Consider the following 18,364-nt stretch of genomic DNA (forward strand, 5'->3'; position numbering starts at 1 on the left):
GCCGCTTGCGGATGGTGTTTGCCCGGTTACATCATCGCACCGGGATGAAGGAAAGGTTAAAATTCGCCACAAACCGGCGATTTCCCGCGCGCGCCCTGTAACATGCGCGAAAATCGCTCGAATTTCGAGGTGAAATTCATATAGTGCTCGCTGAGGAACGGGTTGGGGACGGTTTTTGATGCGAGTCACTGTTCTGGCGCTTGTGGCCGGACTTATTCTGCCTGCGGCGGCTGAGGCCGACACCCTGTCGACCAAGGGGCGCATCGGCGTGTTCAAGTCGCAGACGCGCGTGCTCGACAGCCGCGCAAGCCAGCAATACAGCAATTCGGTCCGGCTTCAGCCGCAAAGCTTCAAAGCCCCGACGATGTGGGACGATCTTGATCCGTCCCCGATGTTTCGCGGTGCCTATCGTGGCCCCTATCTCGAGATGGCGAAACAGGCGGCGCGGCGGCACGACGTCCCCGAGAGCCTGTTTCTGCGCCTCGTGCAGCAGGAATCGGGCTGGCGCGCGGATGCGGTCTCGCACAAGGGGGCGATCGGGCTGGCGCAACTCATGCCCGGCACCGCGCGCCTGCTGGGGGTGAACCCGAACGACCCGCGCCAGAACCTTGAGGGGGGCGCGCGCTATCTGGCCGAGCAATACCGCAAGTTCGGCTCCTGGCGGCTGGCGCTTGCCGCCTATAACGCGGGGCCGCAGGCGGTCGAGAAATATGGCGGCGTGCCCCCGTTCAAGGAGACGCGCAACTACGTCAAGGTGATCCTGGGAAGCTGAGGCCGCGCGCGACGCCGGATGCGACAAACCCGGCCATGATGACCGGGTTTGCAAGGCATGGGTCGGGCACCCCGAAAGGTGTCCCGCGCAGAACGTGGGCTCAGTTCTTGTCCTGATCCACCAGCTTGCCCGCCGAGATCCACGGCATCATGGCGCGCAGCTTCTTGCCCACTTCCTCGATCTGATGGGCATCGTTCATCCGGCGCGTGCCCTTGAAGAAGGGCTGGCCCACGGCGTTTTCCTGCATGAAGTCGCGCACGAATTTGCCGGTCTGGATGTCGCGCAGAATGGCCTTCATCTCTTTCTTGGTCTGCTCGTAGGGCAGCACACGCGGCCCGCTGACATATTCGCCATATTCGGCGGTGTTCGAGATCGAATAATTCATGTTGGCGATACCGCCCTCATAGATCAGATCGACAATCAGCTTCACCTCGTGCAGACACTCGAAATAGGCCATCTCGGGCGCATAGCCCGCCTCGACCAGCGTCTCGAAGCCCATGCGGATGAGTTCCACCAGACCGCCGCACAGCACCGCCTGCTCGCCGAAGAGATCGGTTTCGCACTCTTCGCGGAAATTGGTCTCGATGATCCCCGAGCGCCCGCCGCCGATGGCAGAGCAATAGCTGAGGCCCAGCTCCAGCGCCTTGCCGGAGGCATCGTTGTTCACCGCCACAAGGCAGGGCACGCCGCCACCCTTGACATATTCGCCGCGCACGGTGTGACCGGGGCCCTTGGGGGCCATCATGATCACGTCCACGCCCTCTTTCGGCTCGATCAGGCCGAAATGGATGTTGAGACCATGGGCAAAGGCAATCGCTGCACCGGGCTTGATGTTGTCATGCACGTATTTGCGATAGGTCTCGCCCTGCAGCTCATCCGGCATGGTGAACATCATCAGGTCGCACCACGCGGCGGCCTCGGCGATTCCCATGACCTTGAGGCCCTCGGCCTCGGCCTTCTTCGCGGATTTCGACCCCTCACGCAGCGCGACAACAAGGTTTTTCGCGCCCGAATCCCGCAGGTTCAGCGCATGGGCATGGCCCTGGCTGCCATAGCCGAGAATGGCCACCTTCTTGTCCTTGATCAGGTTGATGTCGCAGTCACGATCGTAATAGACGCGCATGGCGGTCTCCTTCAGATTGGTTGGATAGGGGCAAACTAAGCGCATGCACCCGGAATAGCGCGTGTTATTTCGCGTGTATTCGGTCGGATTTTTGAGTATTTATTCGAACAGTGAAGGTTTGATGGAAATTTCATGCTCGATGACACAGACCGCCGCCTCTTGCGGCAATATCAGCATGCGCCCGATCTTGGCCCGGCGGAGCTGGCGCAGCGCGCGGGCCTTGCCCCGGCCACCTGTGCGCGCCGTCTGGAGCGGTTGCGCGCCATGGGCATCATCCGCGCCAATCGCGCGGTGATCGACTGGCGCGCGCTTGGCTACGCGGTCGAGGTGAGCTTGCGCATCGCGCTCGACAAGACGCAGCCGCGCGCCTTTGACGAATTCATCGCCGCCGCGCGACTTGTGCCGGAAGTGCTGGAAATCCAGACATTTCTGGGGCGCGTCGATCTGCGCCTTTCGGTCATCGCGCGTGACATGGCGCATTATCAGGACCTCTATCGCAGCGCCATCCTGACCCTGCCGCATATCGCCGATATCGAGGCGCTGATGCATGTGGCGCGGATCAAGTCCGACGAGGCGCTGCCGATATGATCGCGCTCGACACGCTCGACCGGCAGATCCTGCGCGCGCTTTGCGAGGATGCGACGCAGAGTGCCACGGCCATCGGGCGCGCGCTCGGCCTGTCGCAGCCCGCGACCTGGCGGCGCATCCGGCGGCTTCAGGAGGCGGGGGTGATCAAGGGCCAGCGGCTCGACCTGGATCACGAGAAGCTGGGCTTTGGCGTGACCGTGTTTCTAGGCGTCAAGCTCGCCACCAAGGGCCGCGTCAGCCTCGAGGATTTCGAGCGCGCGGTCTCGGCCATCCCCGAGGTGCAGACGGTCGAGCACATCCTCGGGCTCTACGATTACCGGCTGCGCGTTGTGGCGCGCGACATATCGGATTTCGAGCGTGTGCTGCGGCGGCGGATCATGACCCTCCCCGGCGTTGGCAATGTGGAGGCCAACGTGCTGTTGTCCGAGGAGCGGCGGCCCGGCCCGATCGGTTGAGGCAGGCTTGTGGGCGCGCGCGGAACGCTTATCTTCGGGGGATCATGGTCTATCGCCTCAAGACATCCGACAAGAGCCTGACGGCGGCGCTGCGCCGCATCGCCCGCGCGCAGATCGACGGCGCGCTCGAGGCCGCCGATCGTCCCGGCGAGATCCCGCGCGACATCCATGAGGCCCGCGCGCGGTGCAAGAAGTTGCGCGGCCTCATCCGTCTCGTGCGGCCCGCCTTTCCCGGTTTCGACGCCGAGAATGCGGCCTTCCGCGACGCGGCCAAGGCGCTCGAACGCCTGCGCGCGGGCGGTGCCGGGCTGGAAACGCTCGACCGGCTGCGCGCGGCCGCGCCCGACGGTCTGGACGCGGACGCGCTGGCCGCGATCCGCGCGCGGTTCAAAGCCGAGGCCCTGCCCCACCTTGCCACCGACCGCCACGCCGATATCGCCGCCTTCCGCGCGTTGTTGAGCGATGCGCGCGCACGAATCGCAGACTGGCGGCTCTCGTCCAGGGGCTTTGCCCCCGCGCGCAAAGGGTTGCAAAAAACCTATGCGCAGGGGCAGCGCGGGCTGGAGCGCGCACGGCAGAGCGGCACGGCGGAGGCGTTCCACGACTGGCGCAAGCCGGTGAAATACCACTGGTATCACGCGCAACTCCTGCGCCCGGTGAAGCCCCGGCGGATCGACCCGCAGCGCGACCTTGCCAAGGCCCTGGGCGAGATGCTGGGCGATCATCACGACCTTCACGACATGCGCGCGCATCTGGCGACGGGCGATTTCCCCTCCAGGGCAGTGGCCGCCATGCAGGCCCCCATCGCGGCAGAGATGGCCCGGATGGAGGCCGGGGCGCTCGCGCTTGGCGCACGGCTCTTCGAGGACGACCCCGCGGCCCTCGCGCGCCGCTGGCAACGCTGGTGGAAAGATTGGCACGACCATTAGACGCGTGGACTTTTCCGCCGGTCTTGCGCACTCTGCCCGCGACACAGCATCAGGAGATCCCCATGCCCGCCCTTCTCGACCATGTCGATCCCGACGGCCTTCTGGAATATTCGGTGGTATTCACCGACCGGTCGCTCAACCACATGTCGGCCTCGTTTCAGGAGGTCATGCGCGACATCTCGGCCATGCTGAAAGAGGTCTACAACGCCGATGCGGTGGCCGTGATCCCCGGTGGCGGCACATACGCGATGGAGGCTGTGGCGCGGCAGTTCGGGCGCGGCTCCCATGCGCTCATCGTGCGCAACGGCTGGTTTTCCTTCCGCTGGAGCCAGATTTTCGACGCAGGCCAGTTCACAGCCGACACCACCGTCTGCATGGCGCGCCAGACCGGCAATGGTGCCACCACGCCCTTTGCCCCTGCCCCGATCGAGGAGGTGGTAGCGAAGATCCGCGAGGTGAGGCCGGACGTGGTCTTTGCCCCGCATGTGGAAACCTCTGCCGGGCTGATCCTGCCCGACGACTATGTGACGGCGCTCGCCGAGGCCGCGCATGAGGTGGGCGCGCTGATGGTGCTCGATTGCATCGCCTCCGGCTGCGCCTGGATCGACATGCAGGCCACCGGCGTCGATGTGCTGATCTCGGCCCCGCAAAAGGGCTGGTCGGCCTCGCCCTCGACCGGTCTGGTGATGCTGTCGGCGCGCGCCGTGGCACGGCTCGAGGAAACCACATCGGACAGTTTCGCCCTCGATCTCAAGAAATGGCGCGCGATCATGGTTGCCTATGAGGGTGGCGGACATGCCTATCACGCGACCATGCCCACCGATGCGCTGCGCGCCTTCCGCGACACGATGATCGAGACGCGCGATTACGGGTTCGAGCGGTTGCGCGATGCACAGTGGGAGATGGGCAACGGCGTGCGCGCGATGCTGGCCGCGCGCGGCGTGACCTCGGTCGCCGCCGAGGGGTTTGGCGCGCCGGGGGTGGTGGTCAGCTACACGGACGATCCCGACATCCAGAACGGCAGGAAATTCGCCGCAGAGGGGATGCAGATTGCCGCCGGTGTGCCGTTGCAGGTGGGAGAGCCGGAGGGCTTTCGCACCTTCCGGCTGGGGCTTTTCGGGCTGGACAAGCTTTATGATGTGGAGGGCGCGCTTGCGCGGCTGGAGACGGTGCTTGAGCGGGTGTTGTGACGGGGGGCGACTGGCCTGAAGGGGACGGTCGCCCCCTGTCCCCCGCGCGGAATCAAGGCGTGCTTGCACGCCGCCGCGCGAGCGCCCGACCGCCCCCCGGGCGGGCGCTTCTGCAACGTCAAACTCCCTTCAATCGTTCCAGTATTTGGCACCATAAAGCGCCCACCAAAGCCCGAGCAGCGCCCACCCGCGGTCGGGCCCTCGCGCGGCACCACCAACGTCCCCTTCAGGCCAAACGCCGCCCGCCTCACCCCCGCGCGCCAAGCCCCATCTGCATCAGCGTCTTGCGCACCGGGGCCAATGAATAAAGCGCGTTGAGCGCGCTGGCGCGCGCGTCGCGCAACGGCGGGGCCGCAAGCATCGAGGCGCGGTTGAGCAGGTCGATGCCGCGCACCCGCGCCGCCACCTCCCAGTGGCGCTTGCGGTGATAGTCTTCGAGCATGGCGCGCTCGCCCAGCCGGTCGGGCGCAGCAAGGGCCAGGTCGGCCAGCACGCGCATGTCGGCCAGGCTCATGTTCAGCCCCTGCGCCCCGATGGGTGGCACCACATGCGCGGCCTCCGCCACCAGCGCCACGCGCTCGGCATACATGCGGTCGGCGATCTGGCTGATGATCGGCCAGACCGTGCGCCGCGAGGCCAGCGTGAGCGGGCCGAAAAGCAGGCACGAGCGCGTATTCATCGCCTCCTCGAACGCCGCCACCGGCAGGGCGGCCAGGCGCGCCGCCTCCGGCCCTTCCTCCATCCAGACCACGGCAGAGGAGGGCCGCCCCTCGTGATCGGGCAGCGGCACAAGCGTGAACGGCCCGCCGGAGCGGTGTATCTCGGTCGAGACATTGTCATGCGGGATCGGATGGGTGACGGCAAAGGCCAGCGCCTTCTGCCCGTAGCGCGTGGTTTTCACGGCAACACCCGCCGCCTCGCGGATGGGCGACTTGCGCCCGTCGGCGGCGATCACAAGCCGCGCGCGCACGCGGCTGCCATCCGAGAGCCTCACGCGCGCCTCCGCCTCTCGGGTGAAAAGCGAAACCGTGCCGGTGCCGGGGCGGAAGGTGACATTTTCCAGCCCGTCCAGATGCGCCACCATCTCGCGCCGCAAGAGCCAGTTGGGCAGGTTCCAGCCAAAGGGCCGGTCGGAAATCTCCGAGGCGTCGAAATCCTTGACGATGCGCGGCTCGGGCACCGCACCACCGGCATCGACGACGCGCATGATCCGCAACGGCGCGGCATGGGGTTCCAGCCTCTCCCACAGACCTGCGCGGTCCAGAAGCGCCTGCGAGGGTTGCAGGAAGGCCGTGCTGCGCAGGTCCGACCCTTCGGCGTCGCGCGTGGTGACGGGCGGCGCGGGATCGACGCAAAGCACCGAGAACCCCGCGCGCCCGAACAGGGCTGCGGCGGTGAGCCCGGCCACGCCCCCGCCCGAAATCAGGATATCGACAGTCTCGCGTGTCATCTGCGTGCCTTTCGCCCGCGCCTAACCGCGCGAAATGATCAGAAGCAGCGCCCAGACCACCGGAACGAGGAGGAGCGCCGGGATATAAAGCCCCGGAATCCCCCAGAGCACAACGCTTGTCGCCCAGCCTGCGACAAAGACGGCCACACTCAACAGGATTTTCAGCACGGTCGCGGTCTCGCCTTCGGCAGGGGCGTGGCTTGGGGCATGGGCAGCGGCATGAGTGTCGGTCAGGCTCATCGGGCGATCCTTTTGCAAAAGCTGAGTATGAGGCTCAGATATGCGGCCCCCCCGCCACCTTCAAAGAGACGTCTCGCCGCAGGTGCGCCGCCCCCCTTTAACCAGCTTTCAGACCAGCCGCCCGAGGAACCCGCCCAGATCGTCCGTGTGATGGTGGATATGCGCCGCCCTGACCGGTGCGGGAGCGACATGGACGGTGCGCATCCCCATCGCGTGCGGGGCTTCGAGATTGCGCGGATCATCCTCGAACATCGCGGAACGCCCCGCCGCCGAACCGTCGCGCGTCAACACGGCGGCAAAGGCCCCGGCCTCGGGCTTGGGGCGATAGCCCGCGTCCTCCACGCCATAGATCGCGTCGAACACCCCCGCAAGGCCGCGCGCCGCCACCACCCGGCCGGCATACTCGCCCGAACCGTTGGTATAGACGATCCGCCGCCCCGGCAGCCGCGCGATGGCCGCGCGCAAATCAGGATCGGGTGCCAGATGATCGAGCGAGATATCGTGCACGGCCTGCAAATAGGGGCCGGGATCGAGATCATGGCAGCGCATCAACCCGGCCAGCGTCGTGCCATGCTCGCGCCAATAGTCGTGGCGGATGCGGTCGGCCTCGTCGGTGCTCACCTTGAGGAAATCGCGCACGAAGGTCGTCATCCGCAGCTCTATCTGATCGAAGAGACGCGCGGCCGGCGGGTAGAGTGTATTGTCGAGGTCAAAGACCCATGTGGTCACATGGGCAAAATCCTGTTTCGCCATGGCCGCACCCTAGGCCAAGGCGCGGGCGCGCGCAATCGTGTGAGCGCGCGGATGCGCGCGACCGCTCCGGGCTGGACCCGGTGCCTGTCTGCGCGTATCCGGGGGCTGCGACACAAGTCACGGGGCATCCGATGAACATGCAGGTCTATCTTTTCCTTGCTCTGGCAATCCTCGCGGAGACGGCGGGCACGACCGCGCTTCAGGCCAGCCAGCAATTCACGCGGCTCTGGCCATCAGTGATCGTGGTGGTGGCCTATGCGATCAGCTTCTACCTTCTGGCGCAGACGCTGCGCTACATGCCCGTGGGCGTGGTCTATGCCATCTGGTCGGGGCTGGGGATCGTGTTCATCGCCGCCATCGGCTATGTGATCTTCGGCCAGAAGCTCGACCTGCCTGCGGTGATCGGCACGGCGATGATCCTCGCCGGGATCGTGGTTATCCAGCTTTTCTCGAAGGTGTCGCCGCATTGAACGGCGAAAACGGCTGGAAAAGCGCGGCCTCTCCCGCTATCCCCTCGCCACGACCCGACCGGAGAGGCGCGATGCCCGACACCATCACCGAACGCTGCGAGGCCAAGGGCCTGCGCATGACCGGGCAGCGGCGGACCATCGCCGAGGTGCTGGAAGAGGCCGAGGACCACCCGGATGTCGAGGCATTGCACGCCCGCGCCGCCGCGCGCGATGCGCGCATCTCCATCGCCACGGTCTATCGCACGGTCAAGCTCTTCGAGGAGGCGGGCATTCTCGACAAGCTCGAATTCGGCGACGGGCGCGCGCGCTACGAGGATGCCGAGCGCGAGCATCACGACCACCTCATCGACATGCAGTCGGGCGAAGTGATCGAATTCGTCGATCCCGAGATCGAGGCGCTTCAGGAGCGGATCGCCGAGAAACTGGGCTATCGGCTGGTCGGGCACCGGCTGGAGCTTTACGGCGTGCCGCGCCACAAGAAAGGCTAAAACGATGGATCGGGTGATGCGGCTGGCCATCGGCTCGGTGCTGGTGGGGCTTTTCGTCATGGCCCTGAAGCTGGTGGCCTGGCAGGTGACCGGCTCGGTCGCGCTGATGTCGGACGCGCTGGAAAGCCTTGTGAACCTCGCCACCGCGCTGGCGGTGATCGTGGCCCTGCGCGTGGCCAAGCGCCCGGCAGACGACAACCACCCTTACGGCCACCACAAGGCGGAATTCTTCTCGGCGGTGCTGGAGGGCGTGCTCATCGTGCTGGCAGCACTTTTCATCCTGCGCGAGGCCTGGGACGGCTTTGCGGCCCCGCGCGCCATGGACGCGCCGATCCTCGGCATGGTCATCAGCGCGGGCGCGGGGGCGATCAACGGGGTCTGGGCCTTGATCTTGATCCGCGCGGGGCGCGCGCATCGATCTCCGGCGCTGGTGGCCGATGGCAGGCATTTGATGACCGATGTCGTCTCGTCGCTCGGCGTGCTGATCGGCGTGGGGCTGGCGGTGCTCACCGGCTGGTGGGTGCTCGATCCGGCGATGGCGGTGCTGGTCGCGCTCAACATCCTGTGGTCGGGATGGGCCGTGATCAAGGGATCGCTCAGCGGGCTGATGGACGAGGCGGTATCAGACGCCGAACAGGCGACGATCCGCACGGTCATCGCCGAGGAAGGGCGCGACGGCGTGGCGCTCGAGGCGCATGACCTGCGCACGCGGCACGCAGGCCCGGTGACCTTCATCGACTTTCACCTCGTCGTTCCGGGCGAGACCACGGTCGAGGACGCGCACGAGATCTGCGACCGGATCGAGGCGGCGCTGATGGCCGCCCTGCCCGATGCGCGCGTCACCATCCATGTGGAGCCAGAGCACAAGGCCAAGGAAGGTGCCCATGTCAGCCTGAGCCAGCCGCACCATTGATTTCCGCCGCCATTTGCGCCAAACCCGCCGGAACATCATCACCGAAGGCCCGCCATGACCCGTATCGACGCCAAATTCGCCGAGTTGACCGCCGCAGGCCGCAAGGCCTTTGTCTCCTACATCATGGCCGGGGATCCGGACATGGAAACATCGCTTGCGGTTATGAAGGGGCTGCCCGAGGCGGGTGTCGATGTCATTGAGCTGGGCGTGCCCTTCACCGATCCGATGGCCGACGGGCCGACCATCCAGTTGGCCGGGCAACGCGCGCTTGCGGGCGGCATGACGCTCTCGAAGGCGCTCGGTATGGTGGCCGAGTTCCGCAAGGGCGACACCACGACGCCGATCGTGCTCATGGGCTATTACAACCCGATCTACAATCGCGGCGTGGCGCGGTTTCTGGCCGATGCCACGGCCGCCGGGGTCGATGGGCTGATCGTCGTGGACCTGCCCCCCGAAGAGGATGAGGAGTTGTGCCTGCCCGCGACGGCGGCGGGCTTGAATTTCATCCGTCTGGCGACCCCCACCACCGATGACAAGCGCCTGCCCAAGGTGCTTCAAAACACCACGGGTTTCGTCTATTACGTCTCGATCACCGGCATCACCGGCGCGGCGGCGGCAGAGGCGGGCGACGTGGCCCCCGAGGTCGCGCGCATCAAGGCGCAGACCGACCTGCCGGTGATCGTGGGCTTCGGTATCCGCACGCCCGAGACCGCGCAGACCATCGCCAGCGTCGCCGATGGCTGCGTCGTCGGCTCCGCCATCGTGAGCGAGATCGCCAAGGGGCGCCCGGTCGCGGAGGTGCTCGATTTCGTGCGCGGGCTGGCGGCGGGGGCGCATCGCGCCTGACCGCGTCATCAGGCGACGGAGCCCGGATTGCAAGAGATCCTCCGGTCAGGCCGGAGGATGACACGGCCTGAACCACGCGAGTCACCCCCGGACCCGATCCGGGGGTTTCCTCCGAGCGACGCGCCTCAGCGCGCCATGACATAGGTGTGGATCGAGAACACGCAGGCCCGCGTCTCTGGCAGACGCAGCACGCATTGCCGCTCCGACCGCAGATAGGGCAGGCGCGCGCGCGCCGCCTCATCGACATTCTCGCGCATCGGATGGTAAAGCGCCGGATCGCCATAGCCATGGGCATTGAACCGCCAGAGCGGGCGGCCCGGCTGCACCCCGTCGAAAAGCCGCTGCACACGCGGCGCGATCTGCGGATAGTCGGGCACCGGCACATGAATCGCCAGAAGCGGACGACCGATCTTCTCGGCCAGCCGCCAGCTTGCCGGAAAGCAAAGGACGGCGGCGGTCAGCACATGCTCCTCGCCGCGTTTTTCCATGATGCAAAGGTCCTCCTGAACCAGATGGCCGAGGGTCAGCATCGGATCAGCCCGACAAACCGGCACGGTCACGCCATCCGGGCGGCGCACCTCATTTGCAAAAATCTCATAGTCAGAGCCATTTTTCGCCAGCCAGTCCAGCACGAATTGCAAAAGCTCGTCCACCGCCGGCCCGGCCCCCTCGGTCACGGCCAGCACATCGGCACGGCGTTCGGCCAAAAGCCGCGCGCGCTCAAGCATCTGCGCGGCAAATGCCTCATCGACCAGCAGCCACTCGGCCATATCCAGCGGCGCAATTCCCGGCAACGGGCGCAAGGCGGTCACGTCATAAGGGGTTTTTTCTTGCAGGATCGGGGTCATGAACCCTCTCGCCGATACTCTGTCACCATCTGGTAGTCCTTTCGTGGACCTTTCACATGCCACACCACCCGGAAATCGGGCCATTGGCCGAAATCATAATCGCCGTCATACTGGTCAGGGTCGCACCAATGCGCCACCGCCCCGCCCCCGGGCGGCACCGTATGAAAGGGGCGCCCGTCCTCGAAGGCCACACATAGCCCCGGCCCCCAGAGCGTGCGGCGCATCACCTGCATCGGCGCATGGCCGGGCACGCGCATCTCGCCCGTCTCCTCGCAGACAAGGCCCGCGCCGTCGCGCGTCCAGACCGCGCGGCCCGTGACCTGCGTCAACCCTCCGCCCGCCTCGGTCACGCGGCGTTCAAACCGCCACACGCCCTCGAAATCCGCCAATTGCCGCACGCGCCCTCCCTGCCTTGCCGCGGCCCGCCTCTGCCACTAGAAGCGCAACAAACCCCATCCGCCAAAGGACGACAAGATGATCCCGCGCTATTCCCGCCCCGAAATGGTCCAGATCTGGGAGCCTTCGACGAAATTCCGCATCTGGTTCGAGATCGAGGCCCATGCCTGCGACGCGATGGCCAATCTGGGCGTGATCCCGCGCGCGAATGCCGAGGCCGTCTGGAAAGCGCGCGATGTGGAGTTCGACGTGGCGCGCATCGACGAAATCGAGGCCGAGACGAAACACGACGTGATCGCATTCCTGACGCATCTGGCCGAGCATGTAGGCAGCGACGAGGCCCGCTTCGTGCATCAGGGCATGACCTCCTCGGATGTGCTCGACACCTGTTTCAACGTGCAGCTCACCCGCGCCGCCGATATCCTGATTGCCGATACCGAGGCGCTTCTGGCCGCCCTCAAACGCCGCGCCCATGAGCACAAGGACACCATCCGCATCGGGCGCAGCCACGGCATCCATGCCGAACCCACCACCATGGGCCTGACCTTCGCGCGCTTTTACGCCGAGATGGACCGCAACCTCGCGCGCCTGCGCACCGCGCGCGCCGAGATCGCCACCGGGGCCATCTCGGGCGCGGTCGGCACCTTCGCCAATGTCGATCCCCGCGTGGAGGCGCATGTCTGCGCACAGCTTGGCCTCACGCCGGAACCGATCAGCACGCAGGTGATCCCCCGCGACCGTCACGCCGCATTTTTCGCCACGCTCGGCGTGGTCGCGAGCAGCATCGAGAATATCGCCATCGAGATCCGCCACATGCAGCGCACCGAGGTGCTGGAGGGGGCCGAGTTCTTCTCGATGGGGCAAAAGGGCTCCTCGGCCATGCCGCACAAGAAGAACCCGGTGCTGACCGAGAACCTCACCGGGCTGGCACGGCTCGTGCGCGGCATGGTGGTGCCCGCGATGGAAAACGTGGCGCTCTGGCACGAGCGCGACATCTCGCACAGTTCGGTCGAGCGGATGATCGGGCCGGATGCCACGATCACGCTCGATTTCGCGCTCGCGCGCCTCACAGGCGTCATCGACAAGATGCTGATCTTCCCCGAGAACATGCGCGCCAATCTCGACAAGTTCCCCGGCCTCGTGATGAGCCAGCGCGTGCTTCTGGCGCTCACGCAGGCGGGCGTCAGCCGCGAGGACGCCTACCGTCTCGTGCAGCGCAACGCGCTCAAGGTCTGGGAAACGGGTGTTGATTTCCGGACCGAGCTCTTGAACGATCCGGAGGTCACCGCCGCCCTCAGCCCCGCCGAAATTGATGAAAAATTCGACTTGGGCTATCACACCAAGCATGTCGATACGATCTTCGCGCGGGTTTTCGGCGAATCGTGATAATCTGAAATCCTGTTCAACAGGGAGACAGATCATGAAACTGACATTCGGACTTGCCGCCCTCGCCCTCGTGGCGTTGCCCTCGGTGGCGTTGGCCACGGGTGGCTGCAACTACGGCAAAAGCAAACAGGCGTTGTCCTGCGCCGAAGGCACCACCTATGACAGCGCGACCCGGAGCTGCCTGCCGACGTCGAGCTGACACCGAAAGGGGCGGGATGATCCCCGCCCCCGTTTCACTGTTCCAAAAATACTCAGACTGCACCGTTGCCGCGCTCAGGCCGGCATCCGTTCCTCGACGATCCCCGCCCACCAGCTACAGCCTGCCGGAATGGCCTCGTCGTTGAAATTGTATTGCGGGTGGTGGACCATGGCCGTGTCGCCATTCCCCACCAGAATATAGGCCCCGGGCCGTTCCTCGAGCATGAAGGCGAAATCCTCGCCGCCCATGACCAGCGGCGCGTCATCGCAGTCCCCTGCCACCTTTGCCGCAACCCGTGCCGCGAAGTCCGTCTGTTCCTCGTGGTTCACCATCACCGGATACCCGCGATGATAGCTGACCTCGGCCGTGCCGCCGAAGCCTGCGGTGACATGCTCAGAAAGCGCGCGGATCCGCGCCTCGGCCAGGTCGCGCATCGCCGTGCTCATCGTGCGCACCGTGCCCTTGAGATGCACGCCCTGCGGGATCACGTTGAAGGCATTGGATGAGGTCTGGAACGAGGTGACCGAGACCACGACCTGATCCACCGGATCGGCATTGCGGCTGGCGATGGTCTGGAACATCGTCACCAGATGCGCGGCCATCACGGTGGTGTCCACCGTTTCGTGCGGTTTGGCGGCGTGCCCGCCCTTGCCGGTCAGCGCGATGTCGAATTGATCGGTGGCGGCGAAAAAGGCACCCGGACGGATGGCGAAACTGCCCACCGGCTTGCCGGGCCAGTTATGCATCCCGTAGACCTCCTGAATGCCGAACCGCTCCATCAGCCCGTCGTCGCACATCGCCTTGCCGCCCGCGCCGCCCTCTTCGGCGGGCTGAAAGATCACCACGGCAGTGCCGTCGAAATTGCGCGTCTCGGCGAGGTATTTCGCAGCCCCCAGCAGCATCGCGGTATGCCCGTCATGGCCGCAGGCATGCATCGCGCCCGGGGTCTTGCTGGCATAGTCCACCCCCGTCGCCTCATGGATGGGCAGCGCATCCATGTCGGCGCGCAGCCCGATCACCCGCCCCGAGCTATTGGATTTGCCCCGGATCACGCCGACAACACCGGTGCGCCCGATGCCCGTCACCACTTCGTCACAGCCGAAGGCGGTCAGCTTTTCGGCCACAAGCGCGCTGGTGCGGTGCGTCTCGTAGAGGATTTCAGGATGGGCGTGGATATCGCGTCGCCATTCGGTGATTTCGGGGTGCATTTCGGCAAAGCGGTTCTTGACGGGCATCGTGGCCTCCCTGTGCGCATGTCTGTCGCGGCACAAGGTGACGCAAAGGGCGGGCGGCGGCAAGGGGCCGCGCCCGCACCGGGATCACAACGCGCGGATCGCGAAACGCCCCGGCCCGAACAGCGCCGAGACCTGCGCCACCTCGATCCGCTTGCCTGCGTCGGGGCCGTCGGCGGCGCGCGCGGCTGCCGGGTAGGTCCAGTCCGGCGTGGCAACGTCCACCTCGCGCAGCACCTGCGCGCCGCGCCGGACGCGCACCAGATAGCGCTCGCTTTCCTCAGCAAGCGGCACATCGGGCGTGTCCCAGCGGTCGCCGCCGATCCGCGTGCGCCGCACCCAGGACACCCGCAGATCGCCCGCCGCCTGCGCCACACGCAGATGCACCGGCGCAAGGGGGCGCAACCCGATCCCGTCAAAGGCCAGCACCGCATGGCCGAAACTCGGATCGTCCACCGGACGCCCGCCCGGTCCGATGCGGTAATGGCGCGCCTGCCCGCGCTGCGCCTCTGACAGCCCGATCTGCTGCGGCACCCCGTCGAGCCGCACGAGGATCGAACCGGGCGGCCAAGTGCCTGCCCCTTCGGTGCCCAACTGCCCGCGCAGCCGGTGACGCAGGATATAGGTCTCGGGGGCCACCAGTTCGGCATCGCGGAACTGGAAAAGCTCCCAGCCATCCGGCGTGCCGTCACCGATCGCGCAGAGATTGGCCCCGTTGAGCAGGGCCAGATCGCTGACGCTTTCCAACCCCCCGTGGCGCATCCGCACGAAAAGACCGTCGCCCCGGTCAACCCTGCCCGGATAGGCCGGGAACAGCGGCGTCTCGGTCAACCCCACCGTCGCCTGCGCGGCGACCAGCGTATCGAGCGCGTAATTCGCATCCTCGTCCGAGGCATAAAGCGCCGCCGTGCCCGGCCAGGGATCGGCGATCACCGCCAGATGCGGCGCGTGCGGCACTTCCTCGCCGCTCATTAGCGGCAGATCGAGGAAAAGCGGCGTGACCGGCCCCGGTGCGGTGAACGGGCGCAACCGCGCGGGCGCGTCCTCGACCAGAATGGGGCGAAAGCTTTCGGGGTCGGTGCGCGTGGCCTCCACGCGCTGCGCGCCCGCCATCTGCTCCACCCGGTCGATGCGGAACAGCCCGCCGCCCGCGTCCTCGGGCAGTTGCAGCACATCGCCCGCACCGATCAAGAGCCGCGAGGGCGGCAGCGTCAGCCGCAGCGTATCGACCGAAAGCCGCGCCTCCGACAGCCACCGCTCCACCACCTGCCGCCCCTCCGCGCGCGTCAGCGCCAGCAGCATTTCCGAGGTGGCCACGGCATGCGTGGCCTCGTCGGGCAGGATCGCCTCCTCGGATACCGCATCAAAATCGGCATCCGCCTCGACGAAGCGCAGCCGCACCCGCCCCGCCAGTTCCAGGTCAGAGCCGCGCGTCTCTTCCAGCGCGCCGCCCAGTTCCGCATCGCGCACCACCCGGTCGAGATCGACCAGATGATCGGCGCGCCCGTCGCGGCGCCGAAACGCCAGCACGCCGCCCCGCTCCACCGCATCCACACCATACGCCATCAGCACGGGTTGCAACGCGGCGCGGGCGCTGCCCACCTGATCGACCAGATAGCCGCGCAAAAACCCCTCCGCCCGCGCCAGATCGAGCGCCGCAACACCTGCGCGCCCGCCAATCTCGCCGATCACCTCACCCAGCCTGCGCCCGCTCACGCGTCCGGTGATCCAGTGCCCGCGCGCATAGTTCGCGCCATCCGACCACCGACCGGTATTGCCCGGAAACCACGGGAACGGCCGCGCGTCCCAGGCCCAGACATAGGCGTGATCCATGTCGATCATCGGCGCGTCGTAGATTTCCGACACCGGGTTGCGCGCGCTGTCGGACCAATAGCCCGTCACCGCGCGCAAATACTGCATCTGGATCAGATCGTCCCGCTGCCCGGTGGAAAAGCGCGGCAGGCTCGATTCGGACGACTTGGGATCGAGGAACTTGTTGGGCTCATTGGTGCCCTTGTCCACCGCCGCGCAGCCATATTCGGTAAAGCGGATGGATTTCGATTGCGGCTCCCACGCGGTCGGCTCGGCACTTCGCACGCCCCCAACCCGCTCGTGATGGGTATTGGCCCACCAATTGCGCAGGTCCTTGAAACGCCAGACCCATGGCTCACCATGCTCACCATCGGTGATCGGTTCGCGCCGCTGCGCCGCGCGCGCCTCCTCGCTGGGATAGAACCAGTCAAACCCCTCGCCGCCCTCGATATTGGATTGCAGGTAATCGAGATCATGAATCGAGGGCCAGTCGCGCGCGTCGAGATGCTCATATCCCTCGCGCCAATCCGACAGCGGCATGTAATTGTCGATGCCGATGAAGTCGATATTCGCGTCCGCCCAGAGCGGATCGAGGTGAAAGAAGCGGTCGCCACCCCCCGGCTGATAGCCGAAATATTCGGTCCAGTCGGCGGCATAGGTGATCTTCACCTCCGACCCGAGCAACTCGCGCACCTCGGCGGTCAGCGCGATGAGCTGCGCCACCGCCGGAAAGCTGTCGCCCGCCCCCCTGACTTGCGTCAGGCTGCGCATTTCCGAGCCGATGGCAAAACTCTCCACGCCCCCCGCCGCCGCACAGAGCGCCGCCTGATGCAGAATGAACCGCCGGTAGGACCATTCCTCGGGGCCGGCATAGGCCACCGGGCTGCGCTTCACCGCGCCGCCAAAGCTCAAGAGGTCGAGCGCGCCGGTCCCCGGCTCCTCCAGCGGCACCGCCGCAACCGGCGTCACGATGAAATCCGCCGCCCGCGCCGTGCCGAAGAAGGCCGCAACCTCGGCCTCGGCCTCTGCCGTGCCATCGGGCGAACCGGGCTGTCCCGGTGCCTTCGAGGTGGTGATGCGCCCCCGCCAGGGCAGCACCGGCTGATCGGGTGCCGCGCTCCATGGATCGGGCAGGCCATTGCCCGCCATCTGCTCCATCAGGATGAACGGATAATAAAGCACGTCCTGGCCGGCGGCTTTCAGCGACAGGATCGCCTCCACCACCGCCTGATCGGCGGGCGTGCCGCCATAGACTTCGCGCCCCTCGGCGTCCTTCGGCACCTCGCCCGCGCCCGCGCGCGTCAGGCTTGACACCGTCCAAGGCATGTTGCGCGCGTCAAACGTCTTTTTCTCCACCCGAGGCCGGATTTGACAGTTCCCGCAGCGCAGATCGTCGCCGAACCAGCTCACGATGAGCGAGGTGGCGCGCACCTGCGGCAACTCCTCGCGCAGCGCCTCCAATGCCACGACGAAATCGGGCCGTTCCTGCACCGAATTGACATTGGCCGGGCCCGACGCGCCAAAGCCGAAATCCATCATCACCGGTGTCGTGGCCAGCGCATACTCCCCCGTTCCAGGCAGCATCGCCACGCCGCGCAGCGCGCGCACCGGATCAAGCGCCGCGCCCTCGTCGCCGGCCTGAGACGGGCGGCACACCTCAAAACTGAACTGCGGCACCCGCGTGCCGAATTGCGACAGGTCCAGATCCTCGATCACCACATAGGCCGTGCCGCGATAGGCAGGCACGCGGCCCGCCCCCTCGACCGCCTCGATCACCGGATCGGGCAACTGGTCGCGCGTGCCGGGATAGACCCGCATGTTGAGGCTTGCGGGCGCAATCTCGGTGCCATCGGCCCAGATGCGCGCGACACGGCTGATCTCGCCCTCGCAAAGCGCCAGCGCCAGGCTCACCGAATAGCTGATCTCGCGCGTGTCGGGCGTGGCAGGTTTGGGGGTCCCCTTGCCGCCCCCGCGCCCGCGCGTCACGGTGACAGTCTCGCGGAACTCGGTGGCCCAGATCACTTGTCCGCCAACGCGCATCCGCCCGAAGACCTGCGGGATCGCATCGCCCTCGCCCGCGCCCGTCAGGCGCAGGCGGCTCACGCGACCCGTCTCCACCACGCCCGAGCCCTGCCCCAAGAGCCGCTGGTCGATGGACCGCCCCACCAGCGCGCCCGCAAACCGCCCGAGCGCGACCGACGAAAGGCCCAGCACCGAGCCGCCGACCGCGCCGCCAATCGCCGCGCCCGCCGCCGACAGAAGTATCGTTGCCAT

19 protein-coding genes are annotated in these 18,364 nt (G+C 66.6%); 11 read left to right on the forward strand and 8 right to left on the reverse strand.

What is annotated here, in order from left to right; genetic code table 11:
• The first annotated feature begins 178 nt into the window (after positions 1-178).
• Positions 179-772, forward strand: a complete 594-nt coding sequence (locus ABIE57_RS06830; protein WP_354538258.1) for a lytic transglycosylase domain-containing protein — start codon at positions 179-181, stop codon at positions 770-772.
• Between the two features lie 100 nt (positions 773-872).
• Here ABIE57_RS06830 and ilvC read toward each other — a convergent pair whose 3' ends face one another.
• Complete coding sequence (gene ilvC / locus ABIE57_RS06835) at positions 873-1,895, reverse strand: ketol-acid reductoisomerase (RefSeq protein WP_354538259.1); 1,023 nt, start codon at positions 1,893-1,895, stop codon at positions 873-875.
• A 132-nt stretch (positions 1,896-2,027) separates the two neighbouring features.
• Between ilvC and ABIE57_RS06840 the strand changes: the two genes are divergently transcribed.
• From ABIE57_RS06840 to ABIE57_RS06855, 4 genes are all read left to right on the forward strand, one after another.
• Positions 2,028-2,483, forward strand: a complete 456-nt coding sequence (locus tag ABIE57_RS06840) for an Lrp/AsnC family transcriptional regulator (protein ID WP_354538260.1) — start codon at positions 2,028-2,030, stop codon at positions 2,481-2,483.
• A complete protein-coding gene (locus ABIE57_RS06845) occupies positions 2,480-2,938 on the forward strand; it encodes an Lrp/AsnC family transcriptional regulator (protein WP_354538261.1) in 459 nt (152 codons plus the stop codon). The genes ABIE57_RS06840 and ABIE57_RS06845 overlap by 4 nt, the downstream gene beginning before the upstream one ends.
• Before the next feature lie 44 nt (positions 2,939-2,982).
• On the forward strand, positions 2,983-3,867 hold the full coding sequence (locus ABIE57_RS06850; RefSeq protein ID WP_354538262.1) for a CHAD domain-containing protein: 885 nt from the start codon (positions 2,983-2,985) through the stop codon (positions 3,865-3,867).
• Between the two features lie 62 nt (positions 3,868-3,929).
• Positions 3,930-5,057, forward strand: a complete 1,128-nt coding sequence (locus ABIE57_RS06855; protein WP_354538263.1) for an aminotransferase class V-fold PLP-dependent enzyme — start codon at positions 3,930-3,932, stop codon at positions 5,055-5,057.
• Positions 5,058-5,304: 247 nt separating this feature from the next.
• On the opposite strand, the gene ABIE57_RS06860 is transcribed toward ABIE57_RS06855, so the two are convergent.
• The 3 genes from ABIE57_RS06860 to ABIE57_RS06870 form a co-directional block, all read right to left on the reverse strand.
• Positions 5,305-6,507, reverse strand: a complete 1,203-nt coding sequence (locus ABIE57_RS06860) for a UbiH/UbiF family hydroxylase (protein WP_354538264.1) — start codon at positions 6,505-6,507, stop codon at positions 5,305-5,307.
• Positions 6,508-6,528: 21 nt separating this feature from the next.
• Positions 6,529-6,747, reverse strand: a complete 219-nt coding sequence (locus ABIE57_RS06865; RefSeq protein ID WP_354538265.1) for a hypothetical protein — start codon at positions 6,745-6,747, stop codon at positions 6,529-6,531.
• A 108-nt stretch (positions 6,748-6,855) separates the two neighbouring features.
• Positions 6,856-7,500: a pyrimidine 5'-nucleotidase gene (locus ABIE57_RS06870; protein WP_354538266.1), complete on the reverse strand. Its 645-nt coding sequence runs from the start codon at positions 7,498-7,500 to the stop codon at positions 6,856-6,858.
• A 137-nt stretch (positions 7,501-7,637) separates the two neighbouring features.
• Between ABIE57_RS06870 and ABIE57_RS06875 the strand changes: the two genes are divergently transcribed.
• From ABIE57_RS06875 to trpA, 4 genes are all read left to right on the forward strand, one after another.
• Positions 7,638-7,970: an SMR family transporter gene (locus ABIE57_RS06875; protein WP_454282146.1), complete on the forward strand. Its 333-nt coding sequence runs from the start codon at positions 7,638-7,640 to the stop codon at positions 7,968-7,970.
• A gap of 71 nt (positions 7,971-8,041) precedes the next feature.
• Positions 8,042-8,458, forward strand: coding sequence for a Fur family transcriptional regulator (locus ABIE57_RS06880; protein ID WP_354538268.1), 417 nt, complete (start codon positions 8,042-8,044; stop codon positions 8,456-8,458).
• 4 nt (positions 8,459-8,462) lie between these two features.
• Complete coding sequence (locus ABIE57_RS06885) at positions 8,463-9,371, forward strand: cation diffusion facilitator family transporter (protein ID WP_354538269.1); 909 nt, start codon at positions 8,463-8,465, stop codon at positions 9,369-9,371.
• Positions 9,372-9,425: 54 nt separating this feature from the next.
• The gene (gene trpA, locus ABIE57_RS06890; RefSeq protein WP_354538270.1) at positions 9,426-10,217 is read left to right on the forward strand and encodes a tryptophan synthase subunit alpha; all 792 of its coding nucleotides are present in this window, start codon (positions 9,426-9,428) and stop codon (positions 10,215-10,217) included.
• Positions 10,218-10,342: 125 nt separating this feature from the next.
• Here the strand turns inward: trpA and ABIE57_RS06895 are convergent, their stop codons facing one another.
• Entirely contained in the window at positions 10,343-11,065 is a 723-nt protein-coding gene (locus ABIE57_RS06895; RefSeq protein ID WP_354538271.1) for a heme-dependent oxidative N-demethylase family protein, read from the reverse strand.
• Complete coding sequence (locus ABIE57_RS06900; protein ID WP_354538272.1) at positions 11,062-11,463, reverse strand: DUF6314 family protein; 402 nt, start codon at positions 11,461-11,463, stop codon at positions 11,062-11,064. Before ABIE57_RS06900 ends, ABIE57_RS06895 begins: the two co-directional genes overlap by 4 nt.
• A gap of 76 nt (positions 11,464-11,539) precedes the next feature.
• On the opposite strand from ABIE57_RS06900, the gene purB reads away from it, so the two are divergent.
• A complete protein-coding gene (purB, locus tag ABIE57_RS06905) occupies positions 11,540-12,847 on the forward strand; it encodes an adenylosuccinate lyase (RefSeq protein ID WP_354538273.1) in 1,308 nt (435 codons plus the stop codon).
• A 34-nt stretch (positions 12,848-12,881) separates the two neighbouring features.
• Positions 12,882-13,046 (forward strand): hypothetical protein, encoded by a 165-nt coding sequence (locus ABIE57_RS06910; protein WP_354538274.1) that lies wholly within the window; start codon positions 12,882-12,884, stop codon positions 13,044-13,046.
• Between the two features lie 74 nt (positions 13,047-13,120).
• Here ABIE57_RS06910 and ABIE57_RS06915 read toward each other — a convergent pair whose 3' ends face one another.
• Positions 13,121-14,281, reverse strand: coding sequence for a M20 aminoacylase family protein (locus ABIE57_RS06915; protein ID WP_354538275.1), 1,161 nt, complete (start codon positions 14,279-14,281; stop codon positions 13,121-13,123).
• An 84-nt stretch (positions 14,282-14,365) separates the two neighbouring features.
• Positions 14,366-18,364 (reverse strand): baseplate multidomain protein megatron, encoded by a 3,999-nt coding sequence (locus ABIE57_RS06920; RefSeq protein ID WP_354538276.1) that lies wholly within the window; start codon positions 18,362-18,364, stop codon positions 14,366-14,368.

It is taken from the genome of Roseovarius sp. MBR-6 (genome assembly GCF_040547525.1).
In the GTDB taxonomy this organism is placed as follows: domain Bacteria; phylum Pseudomonadota; class Alphaproteobacteria; order Rhodobacterales; family Rhodobacteraceae; genus Roseovarius.

Bases quoted from the DNA above. Each gene is read 5' to 3' on its own strand.
- ABIE57_RS06830 (WP_354538258.1), top strand. From the start codon at position 179: ATGCGAGTCACTGTTCTGGCGCTTGTGGCCGGACTTATTCTGCCTGCG.
- ilvC (WP_354538259.1), bottom strand. From the start codon at position 1,895: ATGCGCGTCTATTACGATCGTGACTGCGACATCAACCTGATCAAGGAC.
- ABIE57_RS06840 (WP_354538260.1), top strand. From the start codon at position 2,028: ATGCTCGATGACACAGACCGCCGCCTCTTGCGGCAATATCAGCATGCG.
- ABIE57_RS06845 (WP_354538261.1), top strand. From the start codon at position 2,480: ATGATCGCGCTCGACACGCTCGACCGGCAGATCCTGCGCGCGCTTTGC.
- ABIE57_RS06850 (WP_354538262.1), top strand. From the start codon at position 2,983: ATGGTCTATCGCCTCAAGACATCCGACAAGAGCCTGACGGCGGCGCTG.
- ABIE57_RS06855 (WP_354538263.1), top strand. From the start codon at position 3,930: ATGCCCGCCCTTCTCGACCATGTCGATCCCGACGGCCTTCTGGAATAT.
- ABIE57_RS06860 (WP_354538264.1), bottom strand. From the start codon at position 6,507: ATGACACGCGAGACTGTCGATATCCTGATTTCGGGCGGGGGCGTGGCC.
- ABIE57_RS06865 (WP_354538265.1), bottom strand. From the start codon at position 6,747: ATGAGCCTGACCGACACTCATGCCGCTGCCCATGCCCCAAGCCACGCC.
- ABIE57_RS06870 (WP_354538266.1), bottom strand. From the start codon at position 7,500: ATGGCGAAACAGGATTTTGCCCATGTGACCACATGGGTCTTTGACCTC.
- ABIE57_RS06875 (WP_454282146.1), top strand. From the start codon at position 7,638: ATGCAGGTCTATCTTTTCCTTGCTCTGGCAATCCTCGCGGAGACGGCG.
- ABIE57_RS06880 (WP_354538268.1), top strand. From the start codon at position 8,042: ATGCCCGACACCATCACCGAACGCTGCGAGGCCAAGGGCCTGCGCATG.
- ABIE57_RS06885 (WP_354538269.1), top strand. From the start codon at position 8,463: ATGGATCGGGTGATGCGGCTGGCCATCGGCTCGGTGCTGGTGGGGCTT.
- trpA (WP_354538270.1), top strand. From the start codon at position 9,426: ATGACCCGTATCGACGCCAAATTCGCCGAGTTGACCGCCGCAGGCCGC.
- ABIE57_RS06895 (WP_354538271.1), bottom strand. From the start codon at position 11,065: ATGACCCCGATCCTGCAAGAAAAAACCCCTTATGACGTGACCGCCTTG.
- purB (WP_354538273.1), top strand. From the start codon at position 11,540: ATGATCCCGCGCTATTCCCGCCCCGAAATGGTCCAGATCTGGGAGCCT.
- ABIE57_RS06910 (WP_354538274.1), top strand. From the start codon at position 12,882: ATGAAACTGACATTCGGACTTGCCGCCCTCGCCCTCGTGGCGTTGCCC.
- ABIE57_RS06915 (WP_354538275.1), bottom strand. From the start codon at position 14,281: ATGCCCGTCAAGAACCGCTTTGCCGAAATGCACCCCGAAATCACCGAA.
- ABIE57_RS06920 (WP_354538276.1), bottom strand. From the start codon at position 18,364: ATGGCAACGATACTTCTGTCGGCGGCGGGCGCGGCGATTGGCGGCGCG.